This window comes from Cellulomonas phragmiteti, from assembly GCF_016862775.1.
GTDB lineage: Bacteria > Actinomycetota > Actinomycetes > Actinomycetales > Cellulomonadaceae > Cellulomonas > Cellulomonas phragmiteti.
On sequence record NZ_BONP01000002.1, the window covers coordinates 214234 to 237031 of the forward strand.

The following is a 22798-nucleotide window of genomic DNA, read 5'->3' on the forward strand; positions in this document are numbered from 1 at the left end:
CAACTGAAGGTCGCGAAAGAGATCAAGCCAAGGTCTTACTGACAGGTCTGTCAGTGTGGTTGGCTCGACCATCCTCGTTCCCACCCACCCCTCCTCCCCCTGGGTGGGCACGAGCAGCACCCGGCCGCCGCCGGGCGCACGACGGGCCGGGACCCGCGCACTGCGCGAGGTCCCGGCCCGTCGGTGTGGGCGGGGTCAGACCCCCAGGACGTCGCGGATGGGACCGAGTGCGAAGTAGATGACGAACGCCGCTGCGGCGCCCCACATCAGCGGGTGCACGGTCCGCGCGCGGCCGAGCGCGAGCTTCACGACGACGAACGCGATGAAGCCCGCACCGATGCCCACGGTGATGGAGTAGGTGAACGGCATCAGCGCGAGGGTGAGGAACGCGGGGATCGCGATCTCCGGGGACTTCCAGTCCAGGTCGGCGACCTGGGCGACCATGAGGAACCCGACGACGACGAGCACGGGCGCGGCGGCCTCGGAGGGGACCATCGCGACCAGCGGCGACAGGAAGGTCGCGAGCAGGAACGCGATGCCGGTGACGACGGACGCGAGGCCCGTGCGGGCGCCGTCGGCGACACCGGACGTCGACTCGACGTACGCGGTGTTGGAGGACACCGAGCCCATGCCACCGGCGACGGCCCCGAGGGAGTCGACGACGAGGATCTGCTGCGTGCGGGGCGGGTTGCCCTCCGCGTCCAGCAGCCTGGCCTCCTGGCCGACGGCGACCATGGTGCCCATCGTGTCGAAGAAGTCGGCGAGCAGGATCGAGAAGACCAGGAGCACGACGGCGAGGATGCCGATCTTGCCGATGGCCCCGAACAGCGAGAACTGACCCAGCAGGGACAGGTCCGGGAGCTCCAGGAGCGTCGCGGGCAGCGAGGGGACGTTCTGGTGCCAGCCCGTGGGGTTGTCCTCGCCGGCGGGCCCGATGTTGGCGATCGCCTCGACGACCAGCGCGAGGACGGTGGTGCCGACGACCGCGATGAGCAGCCCGCCGCGCACCTTGCGTACCATGAGAACGATCGCGGCGATCAGGCCGAGCACGAACACCGCGACGGGCCAGCCGGCCAGGGAGCCTCCGGACCCGAGCTCGAGCGGGGTGCCGGCGCCGGTGCGCACGAACCCGGCGTTGACGAATCCGATGAGCGCGATGAACAGGCCGATGCCCACACCGATCGCGACCTTGAGCTCACGCGGGACGGCGCGGAACACGGCGGTCCGGAACCCGGTGAGCACCAGGACGAGGATCACCAGGCCCTCGAGCACGACGATGCCCATCGCGTCGGCCCACGTCATGCCCGGCAGCTGCGCGACCGTGTACGCGACCACGGCGTTGAGTCCGAGACCGGCGGCCAGCGCGATCGGGAAGTTGGCGACGACACCCATGAGGATCGACAGCACGCCCGCGACAAGGGCGGTGGCCGCGGCGATCATCGCGAGGTTCGGGGAGTCTCCCCCACCGAGAAACTGCCCGGTGCTGTCCGGCAGGGTGCCGATGATCAGGGGGTTGAGGACGATGATGTAGCTCATCGTGAAGAAGGTGACGAGACCACCGCGGATCTCGGCACCGATGCTGGAGCCACGCTCCGTGATCTTGAAGAAGCGGTCGACGGCGCTGCGGGGAGCCGCGGGAGCGTCGTCGAGCGTCTCCACAGGGGGAGTTGTCGACATGGGGCGAAGTGTGGCAGAGACCCCGGGTGCCCGGTGACCGATCGGGCGGGCTCGTGACGCAGCCGTGACCAGGCGGCGCGCGGGGCGCTGCGAGTAGCGCCCCGGGGCGGGTTCTGCCGCGCCACCCGCGTCCATTTTCAGGACGCTTGTCCATGAACATATGGACGACTGAACAGATGTCCCAAAGGTTAATTATCTCCGGGAGCTGTCACCCGGGAGTGGCTCCTGACCTGCGGCGACGCGCTGAATGAGCCGATTGTCCGGGTTTCGAGGGGTGACGAGGGCCTCGAATTGTCAAGTCGCCGATGCTAGCGTCCGACGGGCTAGCAATGCTGGCCGCCACACCCGGGGGATACATCGAATGACGTCGACCACGCATGCACGCGCTCTCGCACCGACTCACGCACGGCGAGCCACCGAGTCACTCGACACCAGCACATCGACCTGGGCGACGGCACACGCCCAGCGCGTCGCCATCACCGACGCCCTGGCGATCGCGATCGCCGTGGGCCTGGCCTACGCGGTGCGGTTCCCGCTGGACGGCCAGGCGTACGTCTCCGGGGAGTTCTCCCCCAGCTACCTCGCCGTGTCCGTCATCCTCTTCCTCGCATGGTTCACCGTGCTGACGATGGGACGGACGCGCGACCGCCGCCTGATGGGCGCGGGCCCGGCGGAGTACTCCCGGTTGTTCGAGGTGACGTGGCACCTGTTCGCCGGCGTCGCGGTCGTCGCCTTCCTCTTCCGCATGGAGATCGGCCGCGGCTACCTCGGCATTGCCGCACCGCTGGGTCTGGCGCTGCTGCTCACGAGCCGTGCTGCGTGGCGCAGGCTGCTGCAGCGCCACCGCGACGCCGGCCTGGACCAGTGCCCCGTGCTCGTCATCGGTCCGTGGCACAAGGCCGCGACGCTCATCGAGGACTTCCACCGCAACCCCCGGGCGGGCTACCGCGTGGTCGGGGTGTGCTTGCCAGACACTGTCGGGCCCATGGTCAAGGACATCGACGGAGTGCCGGTGCTGGGCACCCACACCGAGGCTGCCGAGATCGCCAAGCGCCACCGGGTAGCGGCCGTAGCCGTGACCGGCTCCGACGCCATGACGGGCGATGCGGTGCGCCGCCTCGGGTGGGACCTCGAGGGGACCGGCATCGACCTGGCCCTCACCCTCGCCCTCACCGACGTGGCCGGCCCGCGCGTCCTCATGCAGCCCGTGAACGGTCTACCGCTCATGTACGTGGACGCGCCCCAGTTCCGTGGCTCCAAGTACGTGGTCAAGTCCCTGTTCGACTGGGTGGGTGCAGCCGCGATCACGGCCCTCATCTCCCCTGTGCTGCTGGTCCTCGCGCTGCTGGTCAAGACCACCAGCCGCGGGCCGGTGTTCTACGCGCAGGAGCGCATCGGTAAGGACGGCCGCACCTTCCGGATGCTGAAGTTCCGCTCCATGCAGGTGGGCGCCCACGACCGGCTGGCCGAGGTGCTCGCCGCCGAGGGTGTCGACAGCGTCGGAGCGTTCTACAAGCCGAAGAACGACCCTCGTGTCACCCGGATCGGGCGTGTGCTGCGGCGCTACTCGCTCGACGAGCTGCCCCAGCTCCTCAACGTGCTGCGGGGCGACATGAGCCTGGTCGGGCCACGGCCCCAGATCGCCGCCGAGGTGGCAACCTACGACCGCGCTGCCCATAGGCGGCTCTTGGTCAAGCCTGGCCTCACAGGGCTGTGGCAGGTCTCGGGGAGATCCAATCTCGATCCGCGAGCCGCTATGCGCCTCGACGTCTCGTACGTGGAGAACTGGACCCTCTTCGGTGACGTGCTCATTCTCGTACGAACAGCCCGCGCCATGGTCGCTGGTGACGGCGCCCGATAACCATGGCCGTCTGCAGGAGCGGAGGCTCGAGACCTACGGCTTCTCACCTGCCCAGCGTGGAAACTGAAGCACAACGAGCGCCAGCAATACCCGTCGCAGCCAGCGTCGACCGGCACGAGCAACTACCGGGCCACGAAGCGACCACGACAGGTAGCGAGACGGAGGCTCGCGGGACTGACGCCGTTGGGTCGCGCTAGTCAGCCTCACGACAGGGAAACCTGCTCCGCTGAAAGCATCAGCGGCTGCCCAGGGTCGCAGTGGCCACATTCGGTCCACGGCGGGGCAGCCTCGACCACGAGCGCCACGTCAGGTCGACCACGAGGGCGCGCGAGGAAGTACACCAGGATCCCGAGCCGCTCGCGTGCGCATCCGCCGAGCTCCGGGCAGGAGCGCCGTCGGCTGCCGCCGCACATCTGTCACACGAGCAGAGCAGGCGGATGACTGGTGTGCGTCCCGTGCGAGCGGGCGTCGTCCAACCAGCAATCCGGACTTCCCGTCGTGCACACAGAGCGTCGCATCCACGCCGAAGACCTACGGACTGGAGTCGTCAGTGCCCTCGATAGCTGCATCGTAACGCTTGGTCTCCCGCAGGATAATCCAGATCGTCAGAACATAGGCGATCATGGTCGCGACACCAAATGAAGCCACCGCATAGAGCACAGACCCAGTGAGGGCGGCAGCGGCGGCGGTAGCGATCACGCTCATCACCAGTCGCGCACCTTGCACGACCAGGAGGATTCGCTCCCTACCTATCATCACCAGGACCGGGTTCAGAGGTGCAACCACGAGTTGGCCTGCGAACGGCGCGGCAAGCAGGGCGATGATGGCGCCCGACTGCTCCCAACCAGGCCCTAAGAGACGCGGCGCAAGAAGACCTCCGCCCACTCCCACAACCGGAGCCGCGACCAGCGCTCCGAACGACAGCCTTAGCGCGAGCCTGCGGACCGCAAGCTTCAGTCGAGGTTCACCACTAGCGAGGATCGGGCTCACCCCCGCTTGCACCACCTGGCTGAGGCCTTGTCCGAGCAGTCCCATTGGCGCGCCTGCCAGCCGAACAGAAGCTCCGACATGGCCGGCTGAGACCGGACCGAACAGGAACGCCATCATCACCGTCAGTACCTGCAACGTCGCCGTGGACAGTAGTCCCACCGATATGACCTCGAAAGCGCGGCGCCCCCCATACTGTGCCAGGCCTTCCGGAGCCGAAGTGCCGGGTGCTCGATCATGCCCGCCGCTACGCATCCCCGTCACCAGGACGGCAGCCCCCCGACCGAGCACAGCAGCAGCAACTACAGCAAGCGCCGTGGCACTAACAAACGCAAACGCTACCTGTAGAACAGCGGTGAGGGCGCCACCGAGCGCGTTGCGCGCTGCTAGTCGACCTAGGGCCCTCCTGCGTATCAGCACCGCATTTTCGATGGCGAACAGGCCGTACAACGAAGAAAGGGGAGCCGTCAGCAGCGCAATGTGGCCCACCGCATCAGCACCAGCCCAGGTGCATATCCAGCCGGCGAGCGCCACCACGACACCGGTCCCCAACGAAGCGAGGCGGCCCCGCCGCACAAGAGCATCCACAGCGCTCGGGGAGCCCGCGATAGGTATGAGGAACTCAACCCGCAGCGACGCGACCGGCTGCAGCATCAGGGCGAACGCGTTGGCGACCAGATAGTTCCCCAGGACGCCCGGAGCCAACAGGCGCGTCAAGAACGGGAGTGCTGAGAGCATCAGCACTTGGCCGATCACCTGACCGGCGACCAGCCATAGCGCAGGCTTCCTCACGACTGGCGCCCGGACCCCTGCCACGATCGAACCCTAGCCGCAACGCGACGCACCTCGCCGTTCGCGGCTGACACAGCGAGACGCACTTCGGTACCGCGATCCTGAGCCGCCAGCACCGTCTTTTCCACGTCCGACGCCGACATGTTGGACGAATCGTGCGATATGTCATCTATGCGCACCTGATGAAAGTGCCTCGCCACCTTCTCGGCTGGGCGCGGAACAAGCTCGATGGGCACCGCCCCCGACAGCGAGCCGATGATCAGCACGTGGAGCCTGTCAGAGACGATCGAAATTGCACCGTCGTAGAGTCGACGCAGCGCCTCCTCATGAGCGAGGAGGTCACTGCTCCAGGGAAGCGGCTGCACCTCAAACATCTCAGCCAGCTCGGCAGCGCGACGCTGATCTGACTCTACTTGGGCAAATGGCACGATCACCGCACCCAGTCGATCAGCCGCGCGCTTCAAGCCTTCAAACCACTCGGCGGACGGCAGCGGCCGGCTTCCGCGGAGGCTTACTCCGATGGTCTTCCTGGCACCCGGCTGAAGTCCCTCTCTGATGTCCGCGCCGAAGCAGACGTCGGGCGCCAGCTCCCCAATGCCCACCGTCACAAGGCTCGACGGCTCGCGCCAGTAAACTGCATCCGCGACGCGGCACGCGGTCCTGTGGACGAACCGAGTGGGCCCCCACGGTCGAGCCTCCTTTCGCCTCGCCACCGATCGCGGCGGGAACACCACACGACCGCGCTTGATCTTTGCTACCACGCACGCGGTCAAGAGCACACATTCCCGAATGAACGCCTGCCGATCGAGCGCCACCTCGCCGGGCTCGTGTATCAGCAACGGGCGACCTCGTGAAAGCAGAAGTTCCTTCACCCAACGAAGTGATGAACGCCTGCCACGGTACACCCGGTCTCCGGCTTTGATACCGACCTGCTCGAGCCACGCATCAGGCGCCGTCGCGAGAAACGCATCCACGGGCTCCGTGCTCCGAACCCACGAGAGCGTAACCCTTCTGATAACAGCATCACCGATATTTGGGAAGTCCCCACCCAGCGCGACGAACGTGCGATTCATTCCCTGCCTCCACTTGGTCTACCCAACACGTGCTCAAACCCGGGCGGATACCATCTTTGCCACGCGGCCGACGATACGGCTAAACGACCGACGGAAACCCAGCTGCCTGAGCGTCCTCAACTTCGACCATGGCGAGCGAGCGTACCGGTCATGACGCGCAATATACGGTCGAATGCGCTCGATGTAGAGCGCCAGCGAACCGGAATCGACTGCTTGAGCAAAGAGATCGTGACTGACGCGCGAAATCTCTCGCCGCGCCCGGATCAGCGCCACGCGTCGCGGCGGCGCCGCGTTGACGTCGGGCGCAACCCTCTTGCGCGGCGCCCAGCGTCCAGCCGCCAGGTCATCAGCGAGTCGAACGGCGAGACCTTGCCGACGGTGGCGGAAGTTGCCCGCCTGACTAGAAGCTGCCTGCGCAGGGGTCAGGCCGTCAAGTTCGATCTCCGAGCGCGCCACCCCGTCTTTGAGTATCCGATCGATCTCGAGATTCCTTGTGATAACGATGTTCGTACCACGCCAGTCCCGCTCGTATTGTTGCAGCCACGCGTCGCCGAACACCACATCCGCCGTCTCGGCAAATATGTCATCGCAGTAGTCACATGCACCAAGTTGGAAAACCGCATGCCCCCAGCTTCCGCCTACTAGTGAACCCGTGTCCGCGACGCGCATCTCGCCGGACCGCACTGCCTTCGCTCCGAACTGGTACTCGCGGGCATTTGTGCCCTGCCGCTTTATCCTGAAGTCCACGGTGTCGAGCTCTGAAGGCGGCACCCCGACTTGCCACGCCAACGACTCAGCGTACGCAGCCGACTTCATGTGGCCGCAGACGATGCCGACGAAGTACACGATCTGCTCGCGCAGCACGACGTCTTCCTCGCACACCAAGCGAGCAGCACGCACCTGGCACGGGACGCCTACGAACGCATATGTCTTCCCATTTCCCCGAACTGACGCCATCGAATCAGCGAAATTTACAGGGTAATACCGCGACTTTCGCGCGGCCCGCACCTCCTCGGCGCTCTCCGAGATCTGGTACGAGAACATAGGTCTGCCGCTGTCTTGTGACTCGCCCACCTGGATCACTCCGTCGACCAGGCCGTGCGTCATAAGTTCTTGCGTGAGCCAGGTCGTCAATCCACCCGAAGTTACGCCCTTGACATCTTCGTCCGAGGCGAACTTTCGACGACCCGCGCCAATCGATATATAGCGTCCAGTCGCACTGTCGTGCTGCGACGCATCCACGAGTTTGGCATCTGCTATCTGGTCCTCGTTCATCGAGTGATCCGAAAACGGACATACTCTGGATCCGATGGCGATCGCGGAATCATCCACGCCCCCCAGGTCCGCCTCATACGTGCCCCGACGCGTCAGTGGGACCGATATCGCACCAGACGTTGCTACACCACATGCGCCGCAACCAACACAGATACCGCGCGCTACGACGTCTTCAATTCCACCTTGCACGATGTCCTCCGATGGTTGAGGGGTGAAGACCGTCATGCGCGAGCCATATGGCCGAAGGAGCGATCAACGACGATCCGGCCAACGGTGAAGAAAGCGTACGCAACAGCGCTGGCGCTCGGCCGGCCGCGACGGATGCCCAGCCGTACGGCGCGGAGCGCCGCGGGCAGATTTCCACCCGCGCGCGCGTAGTACACCGGTTGCGTCAGCAGGAAATCGCCAAGGGCGCGTCTACTGTGCCGGGAGACGTACTCCAGCGCCCATTCTGTCGACGCGTCGGCGCGAATTGCAGAAGAGACTGATGCGGCCCCCACTCGATACACGACTAGTGGAGCCTTGATCTGCAGAATTCGAAGCCGCGAGTGCTGACGGACTGTCTCAAGGAGCCACGTCACATCCTGGTGAAATCGCAAACCTGCATCAAACGGGACGTCCAGCGCGAGCCAACGCGGGAACAACAAGGTGGACGCCTGGATAAAGCCCGTGCCACCACGAGCTGCCGTCCGTGCAAAAAGGTACTCCGCAAGCGGTCTGACCTCGTCGTAGACGTCGTGCGGCCATACATCCACGAATTGTCCTGAGCGCGACACTTGCACTGAGCACGACGCGATCCAGGCGTCGTGGTCGTGGAGGCCGGCCGATCGGATGGCGTTCAGTTGGGTCTCGAGCCTGCCGTCATGCCAGACATCGTCATCGTCCAGTAGGGCGATCAGATTGCCGGCGGCCGCTCGGATCCCCGCATCTCGGGCCGCGTTGCCACCAGCACCGGGGCCCACCCGGAGGATCCTGACCGATGGATGATCGGGAACCTCAATCGGATCACTCGTATCGGCACACACCAAGATCTCCGTTGGCGGTAACGTCTGAGATAGCGCAGAGGTCACCGCCTCAGATAGCTCAGGGCGACCAACGGTAGGGATGACGACGGAGACTCTGGGCGTATCACCGGACACTCGCGACCTGACCCTTCTCAGAAACGGCCAGACTGGAAGAGGCCGTTCCCCGCCCCAGCAGGCCAACGACTGCCCCGACGCCGGCCAGCATCACAGCCACCGCCGCCCAGTTGAGAATGTTGTAGATAGCGCCACCCTTCGCGATGAAGGACTGGATCGCGAGGACCAACGTAATGTTCACCACGACGTTGATCACCGTTCTCGGTTTGCTCGCTTCAATGCGCCCCAAGACAAGGCCAAGAGCGAAGAATCCACAGACTGCGACACCGACGCCCCACGCATAACTAAACTCGGCAAACCCTCCCACCGTAACGGGCGTCGTCCAAGCGGCGGATGCCGGGTCGACACCAGTTATTGCAGCGGAAACCATCCGTTCAAAAGAGAACGATGCATCACCCGGTATGTTGAAGTACCGCTCCAGATAGTACTTGATGTCATTGACGAACAGGTTCTCCGGTAGCGGGCCCACCGAGCGGGTCATTGCCAGAGCCCTCGGCTCGGCAGAGACGGTAGTGAAGCGCGCCAAGAGTTTTCCGACCACCGTGTCGGAGCCATCGTTATAGGAGGGGTACAGCAGCGCCGTCGCAAAAAGATAGGCGACACCTGCCACAACAAGTATCCAGAAACGCCTGGCAAGGGTGCCGATGCGGGGAGCCTTGCTCGACAGCAAACTCCATGTCAACGCCGCAAGGACGACCACTGACAAGAACTGTCCTTTGAAGCCCGACAGTAGGGTCGTCACCAAGAGCACCGCTGTCGCTGTGACCCACGGACGACTCGACCGCCACCTCGTCCCCCGCGCGGCGGCGTTCACCGTGGCCAGCACCCACGCCAGGTCAACGCCGAAGAGGAACATCCTGCCCGGGATCCCGAACAGTCCAGACGACGTGAAATCGAATCGCTGCCGTTCCACGTGGTCGGAGAACAACGCAATGCCGCCCACCGCCAGGTGATACATCGCAAGTACGCCGGCGGTCAGAACGATCGCCCACACGACGCGCTCGGGAAGCGGGTCGGTGGTGATCCGCCGTGCCAGAGCCGGATCCCGGCGGCGCGCGACCACAATCAACCTCGCCACAAGCAGCGCGACAAGTCCGCCGCCATAAGCTACGACAAGGTCCCAGCCAATTACTCCTTGTGTGCTCAGAGTGGCCAGTCCCGACACAGACGTGACCGTCTGCAGGACGATGATGGACGCCGGACCCGCGCGCGCCCGCAAGATCAGGCCTGCACCCGCGGTCACTAGGATCAGTAGCAGGATCTGCGTCAGAATCATGAAGACCGCCTCACGATCCACCAGATCCCTGCGCCAACGCCGCGTAGGACCGCGAAACCCGCTCCGAAGGCACCGGTGGCCAGAAGGGACAGCGCGAGCGCGACTCGCGCTGTCAGGGTCGTCAGCAGGTACCGGCGGCGGTGCTTCCAGGCGAAGATCGTTGCGCCTCGTGAAACGTGGAGGAGGGTGGCGCGATTTCGATCGCGCTGCCGCTCGCCACTGGCGGTCGCTGCGCCTTGGTCGTGCATGACCACGACGTCCTCGAACGAGCTGACGATGAGACCGAGCCGCTCCCCACGCGCCGCGAGGTCAGGTTCCTCATAATAAAGAAAGTAGTCCTCAGAGAGACCACCAACACGACGCCAGGTGCTGCTCGATGCGCACATGAAGTAGCCCAGCGGGAAACGGAGGCTCCCTTGTCGAGACTCATTGAGACGATCTAGGATCCGAGTACGGCAGGTCCAAGGTCGGAGCTCTGCCAATCCAGACACTCTCCTTCCGGACGCAGTATCTGTTGCGGCTCCGTACAGGACCGCCGTTTCCGTGTCGGCGATCTGCGCAAGCGCTGCAAGATCCCCGCCCACGACACGAACGTCGGGATTGAGGACGCATACCACGTCCGCGTTCATCGCCAGCAGCCTCTGAATCGCAATATTGTTTCCAGCGGCGTATCCGCCGTTCCGGCCGCTCACCACGACCTCTATACGATTCTGGCCGGACCCGAACCTATTCCGTAGGTGTTCTAGACGCGTCGCCTCAACCTTGCTGCACGAGTTGTCGACGATCACAGTTATTGAATCGGTCGGCCACCTTCCAGCGAGTGAGTTCAGCAGAGCCTCCACCTGCGGCGACGTGTGGTAGTTGACGACAGCAAAACCAATGGTCGTCGTGCCATACTGACTCTCGTCCCCTGCGGAGGATGCCTCGTCGATCGAGACCGTCTTCATGACCTGTTCCGCGAAGCGTGCTCATATGCTTGTTCAAGCGCCTCGCGCTGTCGATTTTTCCACAGTTCCCCGGAGAGAGCCGCGGAGTCGATCTTCGAGTCCGTCCCATTAATGGTGCCGTGCAGGAGCTCCATAATCCTCGCGGCCCCATCATGATGTGTATCAAAGAGATGCACCCCTGGCCGGTCAGTCAGGGACGGGATAGCTCTCGCAACCACCGGTAGGCCGATTGCCGCCGCCTCCACCGCCGAGTAGGGGATCCCCGCCTCCCACGCCGCGGTGTGTACATATGTCCGAGCACGCCCAAGGTTTTCAAGTACTTGTGCCCTCGTGACCCAGCCCGTCACCTCAACTCCTGCGGAACGCAAGCGGCTCTCGATAATTGGATCGCCACCCCCGATCCACACCGCGCGACCCCGCCACCCCATCTGGTGCAGTTCTTCCACCGTTCGGGCGAACAGCTCGGGGTCCTTCTGGTGGCACACGCGACCTGATGTTGCGATGTCCCACGTGGGTTCGTTACCGGCTGCCACCAAACGCGCGGACGCGATCTCTTGGAACGCTGAGTTGCTCATAGCCGGCGTCGCCTCATACACCACAGCCCGTCGCCGGAGCCGTCTCGTCTCCGCTGTCTCTGCTGGACCGGCCGTGACGAACACGTTGGTGAGGCGTGCGAGACTGAACTCGGCGACAGTGAAGGCCAAGCGCGCGGCCCGACTGACGTCTGTCCGAAGAAACGAGTAGCAGTGCGGGGTATAGACGACCGGCGTCCCAGAAAGTTGCGCGATGACTCGACCATACGTTCCCGCCCAGGACGAATGGGCGTGAATCAAGGTCGGTCGGAACGTTCGTATCGCGCGTGCATAAGCTGCTGGCTGTTTCGCGAGCGACGCAGGCATCTCGACCACGGTGAAACGCTCGGCCAGCGCATCCCCCACGTGGTGCCCGGGTCGGCGGTGCCCCACGATCACGTGGCGATACCCGGGCAGACACTCCAGGTAACTCTCTAAGGCGGATGACACACCGGAAGCCAAGGACTCGACTACATGGAGAACGGTCCTCACATCGCTGGCCCCGTCGCTCACCTGAACCCGCTGCTGGGCTGTGCCTACCGACCGATAGTTCTTCACCTGTGCCTCTCCCCGCGCAGGTGCTGCGGGGGAAGCCCTTCACGCTCCTCCGCCAGCAGATCCTCGGACAGACCTGTAGCGGGCCATGCCGCCGGTGCCTCAGTCTGAGTTGCGCGAACCACGTCGATCGCTCCGGTCTTGCGCGTCGCCGAGCCGTGAGACGCGGGCCCTTCGAGCGGCACCCTTGGATTGCTCTTCTCAGACGCGCCGCGACCCTTTCCGCGCTCGTCAGACGAGTATCTGTAGTACTCGTAGGAGCTCGCGCGCTTGCGCGGCTCGCGATTCACCACGATGCCGAGGGTGTGAGCGCCCACCGTCTCCAAAGCCCCTAACGCCTCGGTCAATTGATTGCGGTGCACCTTGCCAGATCCGACCACGACCAGGACGCCGCCAGCCCACTTCGACGCGACAGCCGCGTCCGTGACGGGAAGCAGAGGGGGCGTGTCGATCAGGACGATGTCGTATTCGTTCACCAGGCCGTCAACCAGTACCGACATTGCGCGCGATCCGAGGAGCTCGCTGGGGTTGGGAGGAATCTGTCCCGATGGAATGACGTGGAGCATTCCATTCCCCCAGGGTTGCGCGACATCCGATACTGTTGCCCGTCCGATCAGGACGGTTGTGAGACCCGCGGTGCCCTCAAGTCCGAGGTACTTGGCCACAGCTGGCCGCCGCAGGTCTGCGTCGACGAGAACCACACGGCTCCCCGCCTCGGCGAGAGCGATTGCCAAGTTGATCGTCGTCGTCGACTTTCCTTCGCCAGGCACGGCCGAAGTGACAACGATGGAACTGGGCCTGCTGCCGACGTTGAGGAACTGGATATTCGTCCTAAGCCTGCGGAACGACTCGGCGCGAGGGCTATGTGGATCGGACTGGACGATGAGTGGGCGTGATGTCGCGCTCTCGTCATGCGCGATGACCCCGACGACAGCGGTATCCGTGACCTGCGCCACCGTCGACTCTGATCGGATGCTGGTGTCCAGAATCTCGCGGAGAAGTGCGGTGCCAATGCCGATTGCTAGACCGACAAGGAGGCCGAGTGCGGCGTTCGTTCCTGTCTTTGGCGATGACGGCGAAATGGGGGCAGCCGCATCCCTCACGACAGTCAGCTTCACCGGAGACGGGCTTCCATCTGTCGGCCGTTCCAACTCGGCGACGACGTCACGGAACTCCGCTGCGACGGCGTTCGCGAGCGCGGCTGCCACGGCCGGTGAGGGATCCGACACGCTGATGTTGACAAGTGAGGAGTTCAGGGGCGACTCGGACGTGATGTTCTGGGCGAGTTCGCTCGCGCGTATGCCCAAACCCAGGTCGTCAATAACCGGTCCCAGCACGAGCGGACTCGTGACGATACGCGTATACGACGCAACTTGCTGCCGCGTGAAGTTTGCTCCTTGAAGCATGTCGCTGCTCGAGCCGCCGCCCTGCACCGATACGAATAGCTGCGTCGTAGCTGTATAGACAGGCGTTGTCAAGAGACTGACGCCCAGGGCTCCAGCCAGGCCGGCGATGCTCAGCGCGCCGATCGAAACCCATCGCTTCCTTGCGATCGCCAGGTAGTCGCTCAGTTCCATGTTCAACTCTCGCTTGGCTCGATCGTGGTACGCATGAGCAGTTCCCGAGCTGCTGCTCAGGGAGACCTATGCGCTGCCACCGCTCGAGCGGCCGACACGCAAGACAGAGATTGCCCGTACGTGTAGAAAGACCTTGGCGAAGTGCCGCCAAGGTCTTTCCACGTGGAGTGATGGACAGTCACCCCTAAGCCGTCCGACTCTGGTTGGTGCTCTGTCAGACGTTCGCGCCCTGACGACGCTTGTTCGCGTAGACGACTCCGCCGGCACCGACCAGGAGCAGCGCGCCGGCGCCGAGCGCGATCGGGAGGGCGTTGGAGCCGGTCGCGCTGAGCTGACCGCTGCCGGAGCCAACCGCCGAGGGCGAGGTGCCCGGGGCCGCCACCACCGAGAGTGTCTGCGTGCTCAGCACCTCACCCGAGGTCGCGTCGGTCACGATCGCGGTGAAGGTGCCCGCCTGCGCGAGCGTGACGGTGAAGACGGCCGTGCCGGTGGCGTCGGTGATCTTCTGGAGCGTCCGGGTGCCGGCGATCGAGATCGCGGCGTCCGAGACCGTTGCCGAGTTCGACGTGATGGTCAGGTTGACCGGTGCGTTGATCGGGCCCACGACCGTGATCGTGATGCTCTGCCCGATGACGGGCGACGCCGTGGACACAGACCCGACGTTGGTGTAGTCGGCCGCGCCATAGGCGAACGCGGCAGTCGGCGCGAGCGCGAGTGCGCCTGCGATGGTGGCCGTGGCGACCAAGCGGCTGATCTTCATTCGTCTGACTCCCCCGGAAGACTGCGTGGTGTGCGGCAAGTGTGACACGAGCTCACCTACCAGCAAGAGTGAGGCTATACGCCATCGCCACACATGGAAACCGATGTCACATGATGGAAACTTCCAGCGAGTGGGGTGGTCCGCAGCCGGACTGCACCACTTTGTCCCGTTCCGGTCGTGAGGTCAGCCTGCAGCGTGTACGTCTGGCCTGGGGTAAATGTCCAGGTCAGGGCGGCTACGGTCAGTCCGTCGTGCACCTGCGCGTAGACCGGGACGGACTCACCATTCACCCGCAGATCCGCCAAGAATCCGTTGGCCGGCACGTACATCAGGACGTTTGTCCGAAAGTCCCCGAGGGGCACGATGCCGTCGAGACCCAGCAGGTACTCGGGCAGGTCGAGGACGTTCTGTGGCGGCGTGTAGGTGAACTCGGCGTTAACCCGGACGCGCTGCGACCCGTCCGCCAGGCACTCCGTAGCCTCGATCGTCGCGTCCGCCTGCAGGTAGTACCCGACCTTGGCCTGCGTACCGTCGTTGAGGTACAGCCCCACCACGGCCTCGTCCGCGACCCGCCCGCGCAGCTCCCCGGAGAGCACGGTGCCGCTGAGGCGCGCCTGCTCGTCCTCGTCCGCCGACCACACCATGAGCCGGCCCTGACGCGCGGCCTCCGCCAGCGCATCCACCACACCGGCGCTGTCACCCTGCCCCCCGGCGACGGCGCTGAACACCGTGGCAGCCGTCGAGGCGAAGAACTCGTCCTGCTGCACCGGGTCCTCGATCTCGAGGTACACCTCGTTCAGCAGCACGGCGGCCACGTTGTCCGACGTCAGCGCTGTCCCATCGGGCAGCCTCACTGGGCCGGTGGCGCCCAGCACCAGCGACAGGGCACCGGGGTCCACCGACATCACACCGTCGATCGCACCGCCGACCTGTCCCTCCCACACGGCCCGGGCGATCTGCGCGGACCGGGGGAAGTCGGGCGTGAAGTTCACGTCGCGCATGTCCGTGGCCAGCAGCGGTCCGAACAGGCCCTGCTCGGCCTCGCTCAACATGACCACCGGCTCCGGCAGCCCGGCGAGCTCACCGCCGCGCCGCTGCTCCAGCACCTCGATGCGCCCGTCCTCGGCCCGCAGCAGCAGCACCGCACCGGCGATGCCGCCCGTGGCACGCGGCTCCGCGTTGTTCTGCACCAGCACCAGGTACTCCCGCGGGCCGTCGGCCCCGAGCATCGGCGGCAGCAGCGCCGCCGCGCGCGACGCCGTCGCGGTGTCCGCGCTCACCTCGGCCAGCTGCCCGCGTAGCTGCACCACCGGCTCGGCGACCATGTCCATCAGCCCGTCGGTCGGCACGTCCTCCATGCGCTGCAGCGACGCGCGCACGGCGGTGTCGGCGGCGGCGATCTGCGTGGCGACCGCAGCCAGCGGCGCGACGTCGATGCGGCCGTCGACGGGCGCGAGCGCCGCCGGGTCCACCAGGGCCGTCGCCTCCACCAGCGGCGGCAGCGCGTGCTTCGCCAGCTCGTCGATCGCCTCGGCCACCGCACGCACCGCCCGCACGTTGGGTCCCACCTCGGGCACCGCACCCACCAGCGCCCACAACGGCCCCGACGTGCGCTCGCGCGCGACCGACGCATGCCGCTGCACGTCCGCCAACGTCGCGCGCGCCGCCTCGACGTCGCCCAGCCGCGCCTGCTCCTGCAGCTGGCCCACCTCGTTGCGCGCCGCCAGCAGCGCGTCGCGCGCCTCCATCGCCGACCACCCGAGCCACGCGACGGACGCCCCGAGGACGAACGCCAGGCCGATCGCCGTCAGCCACACGGCACGGCGGTGCGGGTGCGCGTTGCGCACCATCGTCACGGTCGACATGTCCTGACGCCCCCGTCGGTTTCGCGCAGGTGTGCGGGGCGGCCGCTTGCGGCGCCCTGGCTTGCCGCTCGGACGCTGCGGCGTCGAAACCCGTCGTTTCACGGACGATTCGGGCACGACAGGGATCTGCTGCGTCGTCCACTCCGGTCCCCAACCGGGATGTGCCACGCGCGCCCCTCCACCCCCGCGCCACGGTCACCGGGCGTTCCCTCACCGGTGCATCCGCAGGCGATGCTATCCGCCATCGGAGCGAACCCGGGCGCGCGTGCCGGTCCGCCGCGCGTCATCGGGCATCATCGGACGCCATGACGTCCACCCAGACCCCCGCACGGATCCTCGCGGTCTGCACCGGCAACATCTGCCGGTCGCCCGCCGTCGAGCGGCTGCTCGCAGCCCGCCTCGCCGGCACCGACGTGCAGGTCGCGTCCGCCGGGACGCACGCGGTGGTCGGCCACCCCGTCTCCGCGCCGATGATCCCGCTGGTCACCGCCGCGGGCGCGGACGCCGACGGGTTCGCGGCGCAGCAGCTCACCGCCGACCTCATCCGCGAGGCGGACCTCGTCATCGCGCTCACCCGCACGCACCGCTCCGCGATCGTCGAGCTGGTGCCCGCGGCCGTGCGGCGCACCTTCACGCTGCGCGAGCTCGAGCGGCTCGTCGCGCACGTCGACCCGCAGGCCCTGCACGACGCCGGCGACACGCCCGGCGCACGGGTGCGGGCCCTGCCCGCCCTGGCGGCCGGCGTCCGGCACGTCGCGGGCGCCGGGCCGGACGACGTCGTCGACCCCATCGGCGGCTCCGAGGCCGTCTACCGGGCGTCGTACGACGAGCTCGCCCCGGCCGTCGACTCCCTGGCCGCCGCGTTGCGGCACTGAGCAACCGCCGACCGCAGGGCTACGCTCGGGCTCGTGCCCACCGTCCTGTCCACCCTGCTGCACCCGCAGCGCACCCCGCCGCCGCCGATCGACGTCGACCTCGCGCGCGTCATGGTCGTCGGCACCGCGGTGTGGGCGGTCGCGCTGCTGGTCACCGGCGCGCTGTGGCTGCGGGACGTCGTGCCCGGCACGTGGCCGTGCATGTGCGCGGCCGGGGTGGTGCTCGGCGTCATCGGGTACGGGTGGTCGCGGCGCAACGGGCACCTGGCGGCCGACGGCTCGGGCGCGATGGTCCGGCCCGGTCAGGACGACCTCTCCGCCTGAGGCGCCTCAGCCCAGGAAGACCTGCGCGCACAGCCACCCGCGCTGCCCCTGCACGCACCCCACCCCGATCTGCGAGAACGACGAGCGCAGGATGTTCTCGCGGTGACCCGGGGAGTTCATCCACCCCGTGACCGCGGCCTGCGCCGACGCGTATCCCAGCGACAGGTTCTCCCCCACGGTGCGCGAGCGGCACGCCTCGAGGATCGGGCCCAGCGGGTCGTGCTCGAACCGCCCCTCGGCCACCAGCAGCGCCGCACGGTCCACGGCCTGCTGCGTCGCGCACGCCGACACCCCCAGCGCCGGCAGCCCCGCGGCGGCGCGCTGGTCGTTCGTCAGCGTGACGATCTCCGCGGCCATCGCCGCGCCCTTGTCCGTGACGACGGCGGGGCGCGCCGGCTGCGGCTCGGGTGCCGGAGCCGCCGGGACGGCCGCCCCACCCGGGGCAGCAGGCGCTGCCGGGGCCGGGGCCGCGGGTGCGGCCGGCGCGGGAGCCTCCGCCTCGGGAGCGGGCTCCGGCGGCGGGGCCTCCTCGGGCGTCGCCGAGCTCGTCGCCGGCAGCGGCTCCGTCGGCTCGGGGTCCGGGCTGCGCTCCCCGTTGCGGGACGCCACGTCCTGCACGCGCCCGACCAGCTCGCCCGTCGTCAGCGCAAGGGTCGCGCGCTCGGACGGTGCGTACGCCCCGGGTGCGGCGGTGAGCAGCACGGCCATCGCGACGACGAGGACACCGACCGCCCCCACCAGCCGCACCCGGCGACGTCGATGGGCTCGACGCGCGCGCCAGCGGCGGATCTCACGGCGGCGGGCTTCGGGCACACGGGGACGTTACCCGACTGTGACCTTTATCGGAAGTTCATCCCCTCCTGGGGCATTCATCCCAGCACGAGGCCGAGCGCCGCCTCACCGTCGTCCGGGTCCGTCAGCAGCGCCTCCACCGCCCCGCGGGCACCCCACCGGCCCGCCGCCCACGCGAGCGCCGCCGCCAGGCCCGCCACGTGCACGGCGTGGAGCTGCGCGTCCGGCCCCGACCCCACGACCCACCAGCCGACCGGCGCACCGGCCACCCGCAGGTCGTCGTGCCGCCACCACACCACCGGGGCGTCCGGCAGCAGCGCCCCCAGCGCGTCGGGCACGTCCTCCGGCTCGCCCTCGCCCGCGACGTCCGCGTCCACCTGCGACGACGCGAGCGGCAGGTCCAGCAGGTCCGCGACGCGCACCGCCCGGTCGTCGCCGAGCCCGGCGACGGGCACCGGCACCACCGGCACGTCGTCCGCACCCGCGCACTGCCACCACCGCGGGTCGTCCGCCACCACCGCGTCCTCGACGACGTGCGCGACGCCCGGCGCCGTCAGCGCCACCACCACCGCGGGCGGCTCGTCCGGGCCCGAGCCCGCCGCCCACGCCCGCCACACGTGACCCGCCACGTCCAGCGGCACCGCCGTGCCCACCGGCCCCAGCCGCTCCAGCACCGCCGCCCACCGCGCGCCCGGCACCTCCGCCAGCGACCCGACACCGCCCAGCGCCCGCAGCACATCCGCGTCCAGGCCCGTCAGCACGTCCGGCACCGGCGGTACCAGCGCCGCCGGCAGCCCTGTCACGCCCGGCAGCGCGAAGACCTCCGGCAGCGGCAGGTCCGCGCGCGTGCGCAGCCACCACGCCGTGTACGACGGGCCCGTGGCCGTCGCCCCCTCGCCGCGCACCGGCGTCACCAGCGCCGCCCGCAGCGCCGGCGTCGCCGCCAGGTGCGCCAGCAGGTCCGGCCAGCACGCGTCGTCCACCGCGTCGAGGTCCGCGACCGCCGCCACGTCCCCGCAGTACGCCCCGACGTCCAGCACGTCCGCCAGGTGGTCCACGTACTCCGCCCAGCCGTCCAGGGACGCCGCCGCCAGCGCAGCACCGTCGTCGCCCTCGTCGTCGGGGGCCACGCCCGCCACCACGTCCGGGACCGTCGTCACCACCAGGTCGTCCCGCACCCCGACCGCCGCCAGGACGTCCCGGCCCCAGCGCTCCACCACGTCCGCCGCCACCGGCGCCAGCACCCGGTCGTCCAGCAGCCGCGCCGCCGGCCCGCCGGGCAGCACCAGCCCGTGCGCCGGAGCCGGCTCACCGTCCGCCGCGTCCAGCGTCAGCAGGCCCAGCCAGCCCACCGCGCCCGGCGGCACCGCGCCCGCAGCCGCCACGACGTCCAGCACCGCGGCCGTCACCTCCGCCGCGTGCTCCAGGTCGTCGTCGTCCGCCTGCCCCAGCACCGCCGCCCGGAGCGCCGGGTGCGCCAGCAGCGCCGCCGCGTCCACCCGCTGCGCCCCCAGGCGCGTCAGCAGCGGACGCACCACGCCCGGGTCCGCCACCCGCAGGCCCCACGTGCGCAACGCCTCCAGCGTCGCCGGGGCCAGGCCCGCGGCGTCGTCGTCCAGCAGCACCACCCCGCGCGGGCCGCGCACCACCCGCCCGTCCACCAGCGGCACCGGCAGCGCCGCCAGGCCCTCGCGGGCCGTCGCGTCCAGCGCCACCGCGTCCAGCGCGTCGTACAGCGCCGGCCAGTCCACCTCACCTCCCGTCGGCAGGTCGTCGACCACCTCCGCGAGCGTGCGCTCCTCGACGCCCAGCGCCCGCACCGCCGCCGCACCCGACGGCGGCACCCGCACCAGACCCGTGACCACCGCACCCAGCGCCGCAGCCGCCGGACCGTCCGGCAGGTCCCGCACCGTCGTCGCCCGCAACGGCGGCACCAGCGGGTCCTGCGGTGACGCCGGCACCAGCATCGGCGTCCGCACCAGCGCCTCGAGCACCCGCGCGCGCAACGCACCGTCCACCACGCCCGCCGCCAGGCCCGTGGGGACCAGCGCGGTCGCGTCCTGCCCCGCGGCCGCCACCCGGCCCACCAGCTCCGCGTACGCGTCCGCCGCCCGCGCCAGCACCTCGTCCGTCAACGGCCCCGGCACCACGTGCCGCCGCGACGGGTCCAGCGGCAACGTCGCCACCAGCACCGCCGGCAACGAGCACGGCTCGTCCGTGGGCGTCGGCGCGTGCACCACCCGCGGCACCGGCGCCCCACCGCGCGGCAGCGCCCACGTCACCCGCCACGAGCGCGCCCCGCGCTGCTCGACCGGGCGGTCCGCCACCAGCGCGAGCGGCACCTCACCCTCCGCTGTCAGGACGTCCCACCGGTCGTGGACGTCCGCCAGGCGGCGCGGCGCGTCCCCCTCGACGTCCACCAGCACCTCCACCAGGCCCGGCAGCGCCAGCAGCAGCACGTCGTCGACCGCCTCCAGCAGGGAGCGGACCTCCTCACGCACCACCGCGTCGCGCAGCACCAGGACGACGGCCGTGTCGTACCCCGTCGGCGGCGGGCCCTGCGCGGGCCACGGCAGCCGCAGCGCCGGCACCGAGCCGTCGCGGCGGCGCACCTCGTCCGCCAGCGTGCTGCGGCCCTGCGCCGCCTCCTGCGCGGCCGTCTCCTCGAGCACCTGCAGGGTGTCCGCGAGCGAGAACCGCACCGCGCCCGACGTCGAGCACACCGTCACCTCGTCGGACACGGCCCGCACCGCCGCGAACCCCACCCCGAAGCGCCCGACCGTGCCCGTGCCGGCCTCCCGCTTGGCCGACGCGCGCAGCGACGCCAACGACGCCACCCCCGCCGCGTCCAGCGGTGCCCCGGTGTTGGCGGCGACCAGCACCGCCGTCCCGTCGTCCGCCGTCGCCAGACGCAGCAGCAGCCGCCCCCCGACGCCCGCGCGCGTGGCCGCGTCCGCCGCGTTCTGCGCGAGCTCGACCAGCACCCGGTCGCGGTAGTACCCGCGGGCGTGGTCCTCCTCGGAGTTGGCGTCCTCCCGCAACCGTGCCGGCGAGGCCCGCCACGCCTCCAGCACCGCGCCGCGCAGGGCGGCCGTGCCGAAGACGTCCGTGGTCACGACCCGTCGGACAGGCGCTCGTCGGCGTCCGTGGGCGCGGGCTCGGGAGTGGGCTCGGGCCCCGCCTCGGGAGTGGCCTCGGGCTCCGCGGCAGCCTGCGGTTCTTCGGCGGCCGGCTCCTCGTCGGCGGGCTCCGCGGCAGCGGGCTCCTCGGCCACGGGCTCCGCGCGCTCGACGACGTCGACGGCGTTCTCGTCGAGCAGCGGGTCGGGCGCCGGCCAGTCGCTGGGGACCGGGTCGACGTCCGTCTCGGAGTGCGCACCGCACCCGTGGTCCAGGCTCACGACCTTGCCGTCGTCAGGCGACCACTCGTTGGCGCACACCGCGAACAGCTGCCCCAGCGACCCCTGCAACGGCACCAGGAACCCGCACGACCAGCACGCGGCGGCCGACGCGACCGCACCCGGCGTCGCCGGACCGCGCGACCCGCGGTACCAGCGCTGCGCCGCCTCCTCGCGGCCCTGCGGCGACAGGACGCGGACGCGCGCGAGCGCGAGCTCGTCGATCGCGACCTCGTCGACCTCCGGGTCACCCGTGGGCGTGAACCCCGGCTCCAGGCGCGGGTCGTCCGCACGGAACGGCAGGACGTCGCCGGCGCCGATGTCACCGGGACGCAGCCGCTCCGACCACGGCACCCAGGTGCGCGCCAGGATCGCGTCCTCGCCGGGCAGCAGCTCGGCCTCGCAGACCGTGGCCGTGCGGCCCCGGGGCACGCGCGCGACCGTCACGGTCCACGCCCACCCCCGGTACCCGCGGGCGGTGCAGGCGAACCGGTGCGACACCAGCCGCTCCGCCTCGCGCACGGCACCGAGGTACTCCCCGACGTACTCGGGCTCCTCCGCGATCTCGAGCGCGACCTCGCGCGCGAGGTCGACGGCCCGCTCCAGCACGGCGTCCTTGACGGCGGCCACGCTCAGGCCTCGAGCTTGTCGGCGACGCCGCGCAGCAGCGTGGCGTACTGGGCGGAGCGCTGACCCTCGGGGTAGCGGCCACGGCGCAGGTCGTTGCCGATCTTGTCGAGCACCTTGATGAGGTCCTCGACGACCACGGCCATCTCGTCCGCCGGAGGCCGCTTGGCCTTCACGACCGACGGCATCGGGTCCAGCACGGTGACGGACAGGGCCTGCGGTCCACGTCGACCGTCCGCCACCCCGAACTCGACCTTGGTGCCGGGCTTGGGGTCGCTGACCCCCACAGGCAGCGCCGAGGCGTGCAGGAACACCTCACCGCCGTCGTCGCTGGCGATGAAGCCGAAGCCACGCTCGGTGTCGAACCACTTGACCTTGCCGGTGGGCACTCCCACTCCTTCAGCGCCGGGCACGTCCACGAGCACTC

18 protein-coding genes are annotated in these 22798 nt (G+C 68.8%); 3 read left to right on the forward strand and 15 right to left on the reverse strand.

All coding sequences use genetic code 11. From position 1 onward, the window contains the following. Positions 1-195: 195 nt before the first annotated feature. Positions 196-1677 carry an NCS2 family permease gene (locus Cph01nite_RS02800; RefSeq protein ID WP_203670867.1) on the reverse strand — a complete coding sequence of 494 codons (1482 nt, stop codon included), beginning with the start codon at positions 1675-1677 and terminating at the stop codon, positions 196-198. Positions 1678-2038: 361 nt separating this feature from the next. Between Cph01nite_RS02800 and Cph01nite_RS02805 the strand changes: the two genes are divergently transcribed. Continuing rightward, positions 2039-3538 carry a sugar transferase gene (locus Cph01nite_RS02805; protein ID WP_203670868.1) on the forward strand — a complete coding sequence of 500 codons (1500 nt, stop codon included), beginning with the start codon at positions 2039-2041 and terminating at the stop codon, positions 3536-3538. A gap of 531 nt (positions 3539-4069) precedes the next feature. On the opposite strand, the gene Cph01nite_RS02810 is transcribed toward Cph01nite_RS02805, so the two are convergent. The 10 genes from Cph01nite_RS02810 to Cph01nite_RS02855 form a co-directional block, all read right to left on the reverse strand. Further along, the gene (locus Cph01nite_RS02810; RefSeq protein ID WP_203670869.1) at positions 4070-5317 is read right to left on the reverse strand and encodes a lipopolysaccharide biosynthesis protein; all 1248 of its coding nucleotides are present in this window, start codon (positions 5315-5317) and stop codon (positions 4070-4072) included. Then, positions 5314-6390 (reverse strand): polysaccharide pyruvyl transferase family protein, encoded by a 1077-nt coding sequence (locus Cph01nite_RS02815; RefSeq protein WP_203670870.1) that lies wholly within the window; start codon positions 6388-6390, stop codon positions 5314-5316. The genes Cph01nite_RS02810 and Cph01nite_RS02815 overlap by 4 nt, the downstream gene beginning before the upstream one ends. A gap of 33 nt (positions 6391-6423) precedes the next feature. Next, positions 6424-7665, reverse strand: a complete 1242-nt coding sequence (locus Cph01nite_RS02820) for a Coenzyme F420 hydrogenase/dehydrogenase, beta subunit C-terminal domain (RefSeq protein WP_203670879.1) — start codon at positions 7663-7665, stop codon at positions 6424-6426. Between the two features lie 221 nt (positions 7666-7886). Then, the gene (locus Cph01nite_RS02825) at positions 7887-8804 is read right to left on the reverse strand and encodes a glycosyltransferase family 2 protein (RefSeq protein ID WP_203670881.1); all 918 of its coding nucleotides are present in this window, start codon (positions 8802-8804) and stop codon (positions 7887-7889) included. Further along, a complete protein-coding gene (locus Cph01nite_RS02830) occupies positions 8794-10080 on the reverse strand; it encodes a hypothetical protein (protein ID WP_203670883.1) in 1287 nt (428 codons plus the stop codon). Before Cph01nite_RS02830 ends, Cph01nite_RS02825 begins: the two co-directional genes overlap by 11 nt. Next, complete coding sequence (locus Cph01nite_RS02835; RefSeq protein ID WP_203670885.1) at positions 10077-11027, reverse strand: glycosyltransferase; 951 nt, start codon at positions 11025-11027, stop codon at positions 10077-10079. The genes Cph01nite_RS02830 and Cph01nite_RS02835 overlap by 4 nt, the downstream gene beginning before the upstream one ends. Then, the gene (locus Cph01nite_RS19345; protein ID WP_373307535.1) at positions 11024-12157 is read right to left on the reverse strand and encodes a glycosyltransferase; all 1134 of its coding nucleotides are present in this window, start codon (positions 12155-12157) and stop codon (positions 11024-11026) included. The genes Cph01nite_RS02835 and Cph01nite_RS19345 overlap by 4 nt, the downstream gene beginning before the upstream one ends. Further along, the gene (locus Cph01nite_RS02845; RefSeq protein WP_203670894.1) at positions 12154-13731 is read right to left on the reverse strand and encodes a tyrosine-protein kinase domain-containing protein; all 1578 of its coding nucleotides are present in this window, start codon (positions 13729-13731) and stop codon (positions 12154-12156) included. The genes Cph01nite_RS19345 and Cph01nite_RS02845 overlap by 4 nt, the downstream gene beginning before the upstream one ends. Positions 13732-13945: 214 nt before the next feature. Next, entirely contained in the window at positions 13946-14539 is a 594-nt protein-coding gene (locus Cph01nite_RS02850) for a peptidase (protein WP_239068989.1), read from the reverse strand. A gap of 26 nt (positions 14540-14565) precedes the next feature. Next, positions 14566-16356: a DUF4012 domain-containing protein gene (locus tag Cph01nite_RS02855; RefSeq protein WP_203670895.1), complete on the reverse strand. Its 1791-nt coding sequence runs from the start codon at positions 16354-16356 to the stop codon at positions 14566-14568. A 305-nt stretch (positions 16357-16661) separates the two neighbouring features. Between Cph01nite_RS02855 and Cph01nite_RS02860 the strand changes: the two genes are divergently transcribed. Continuing rightward, the gene (locus Cph01nite_RS02860) at positions 16662-17231 is read left to right on the forward strand and encodes an arsenate reductase/protein-tyrosine-phosphatase family protein (RefSeq protein WP_203670896.1); all 570 of its coding nucleotides are present in this window, start codon (positions 16662-16664) and stop codon (positions 17229-17231) included. Between the two features lie 33 nt (positions 17232-17264). Further along, on the forward strand, positions 17265-17555 hold the full coding sequence (locus Cph01nite_RS02865; RefSeq protein WP_203670897.1) for a DUF2530 domain-containing protein: 291 nt from the start codon (positions 17265-17267) through the stop codon (positions 17553-17555). Positions 17556-17561: 6 nt separating this feature from the next. Here the strand turns inward: Cph01nite_RS02865 and Cph01nite_RS02870 are convergent, their stop codons facing one another. From Cph01nite_RS02870 to Cph01nite_RS02885, 4 genes are all read right to left on the reverse strand, one after another. Further along, entirely contained in the window at positions 17562-18293 is a 732-nt protein-coding gene (locus tag Cph01nite_RS02870) for a CAP domain-containing protein (RefSeq protein ID WP_203670898.1), read from the reverse strand. A 131-nt stretch (positions 18294-18424) separates the two neighbouring features. Continuing rightward, complete coding sequence (locus Cph01nite_RS02875) at positions 18425-21463, reverse strand: sacsin N-terminal ATP-binding-like domain-containing protein (RefSeq protein ID WP_203670899.1); 3039 nt, start codon at positions 21461-21463, stop codon at positions 18425-18427. Further along, a complete protein-coding gene (locus Cph01nite_RS02880; RefSeq protein WP_203670901.1) occupies positions 21460-22374 on the reverse strand; it encodes a DUF3027 domain-containing protein in 915 nt (304 codons plus the stop codon). Before Cph01nite_RS02880 ends, Cph01nite_RS02875 begins: the two co-directional genes overlap by 4 nt. Positions 22375-22376: 2 nt before the next feature. Continuing rightward, the gene (locus tag Cph01nite_RS02885) at positions 22377-22760 is read right to left on the reverse strand and encodes a cold-shock protein (RefSeq protein ID WP_203670909.1); all 384 of its coding nucleotides are present in this window, start codon (positions 22758-22760) and stop codon (positions 22377-22379) included. Between the last annotated feature and the right edge of the window lie 38 nt (positions 22761-22798).

Coding starts and splice junctions, on each gene's coding strand:
- Cph01nite_RS02830 (WP_203670883.1), bottom strand. CDS start 10,080: ATGATTCTGACGCAGATCCTGCTACTGATCCTAGTGACCGCGGGTGCA.
- Cph01nite_RS02860 (WP_203670896.1), top strand. CDS start 16,662: ATGACGTCCACCCAGACCCCCGCACGGATCCTCGCGGTCTGCACCGGC.
- Cph01nite_RS02800 (WP_203670867.1), bottom strand. CDS start 1,677: ATGTCGACAACTCCCCCTGTGGAGACGCTCGACGACGCTCCCGCGGCT.
- Cph01nite_RS02845 (WP_203670894.1), bottom strand. CDS start 13,731: ATGGAACTGAGCGACTACCTGGCGATCGCAAGGAAGCGATGGGTTTCG.
- Cph01nite_RS02815 (WP_203670870.1), bottom strand. CDS start 6,390: ATGAATCGCACGTTCGTCGCGCTGGGTGGGGACTTCCCAAATATCGGT.
- Cph01nite_RS02805 (WP_203670868.1), top strand. CDS start 2,039: ATGACGTCGACCACGCATGCACGCGCTCTCGCACCGACTCACGCACGG.
- Cph01nite_RS02820 (WP_203670879.1), bottom strand. CDS start 7,665: ATGAACGAGGACCAGATAGCAGATGCCAAACTCGTGGATGCGTCGCAG.
- Cph01nite_RS02835 (WP_203670885.1), bottom strand. CDS start 11,027: ATGAAGACGGTCTCGATCGACGAGGCATCCTCCGCAGGGGACGAGAGT.
- Cph01nite_RS02855 (WP_203670895.1), bottom strand. CDS start 16,356: ATGTCGACCGTGACGATGGTGCGCAACGCGCACCCGCACCGCCGTGCC.